Below are 1,339 nucleotides of genomic sequence, written 5' to 3' on the forward strand. Positions count from 1 at the left end.
ATATTTAGATGGTACAGAAAGTGGAAAAATAATTGCTAAATCTATAGGAGTTAACCCTAGCGTACTTCGTGAGTGGATTAGACGATATGAGTCTTCAGGTGAAAAGGCCTTTGAAAAGTGCTATACATTCTACCCAGCCCAGTATAAACTAGATGTACTTTATTATATGAATGAACACGGGACATCTATCAGAAAAACAGCGGCACTTTTCAATATACCGTCTTATGAAACACTTCGGAAATGGAAAATAGCTTATGAAACAGGAGGATTGGATGCCCTACAATCAAAGAAAAAGGGGCGTCCAACCATGAAAGATAAAAAAATAAAACCAGTAGATGAAGGATCAATCGAAGCCTTACAAGCGGAAAATGAGCGTTTACGTATGGAAAATGCATATTTAAAAAAGTTGAATGCCTTAGTTCAAAACAAAGAAAAATCACCAAACAAGACAAAGCGCAAGTAATCTACGAGTTAAGGCATGAATTTCCTATCAAGGAGTTACTTCAACTCGCAAACATTCCACGTAGTACGTACTATTACTGGATGAAACATTTTAATCGTCCTGATCCAAATGCGGAGGTAAAAGAACTGATTCAAGCTATTTATAATGAACACGATGGGTGTTATGGTTATCGTCGTATTCGTGATGAACTTATGAATCGTGGACACAAAGTAAATCATAAAAAAGTATATCGCCTTATGAAAGAATTAGGGTTAAAATGTCTGGTTCGTATGAAAAAATATCGCTCTTACAAAGGGACAGTTGGGAAAATTGCGCCAAATATTTTAAATCGCAACTTCCAAGCTGAAAAACCAAATGAAAAGTGGGTTACAGATATTACGGAGTTTAAGTTATTTGGGGAGAAGTTATACCTATCACCAATGTTGGATTTATTTAATGGTGAAATTATCACGTATACAATTAGTTCCAGACCGACCTATTCCCTTGTTTCAACGATGTTGGACCAAGCCCTTTATTGTGTAACCGATCCGGATAAACTCCTCATTCACTCTGATCAAGGTTGGCACTATCAAATGAAACAATACCGCCATTCTCTTAAGAATTGTGGTATAACTCAAAGTATGTCTCGCAAAGGAAACTGTTATGACAATGCCGTTATTGAAAATTTCTTCGGTATTATGAAATCGGAATTTCTGTATCGAAAAGAATTTGAAAGTATAACACATTTCAAACAAGAATTAGCAAAGTATATAGAATACTATAATCATAAAAGAATTAAGGCGAAATTAAAGGGTATGAGCCCAGTACAATACCGGGCTCATACCCTAGAGGCTGCCTAATGAAACGACCTGTCTAACTTTCGGGGGTCACTTCATA

At 36.1% G+C, this 1,339-nt stretch carries 1 protein-coding gene; it reads left to right on the forward strand.

The annotated features are described in order from the left end of the window. Positions 1-1,302, forward strand: a protein-coding gene (locus RT27_RS34645) for an IS3-like element ISBth10 family transposase (protein WP_156137731.1) whose coding sequence is annotated in 2 segments (ribosomal slippage) — positions 1-398 and positions 398-1,302 — 1,303 coding nt annotated over the 2 segments. Because the reading frame shifts where the segments join, the coding sequence is not laid out codon by codon here. This gene is flagged as partial in the annotation. Between the last annotated feature and the right edge of the window lie 37 nt (positions 1,303-1,339).

It is taken from the genome of Bacillus sp. L_1B0_5 (genome assembly GCF_000836715.1).
GTDB lineage: Bacteria > Bacillota > Bacilli > Bacillales > Bacillaceae_G > Bacillus_A > Bacillus_A thuringiensis_S.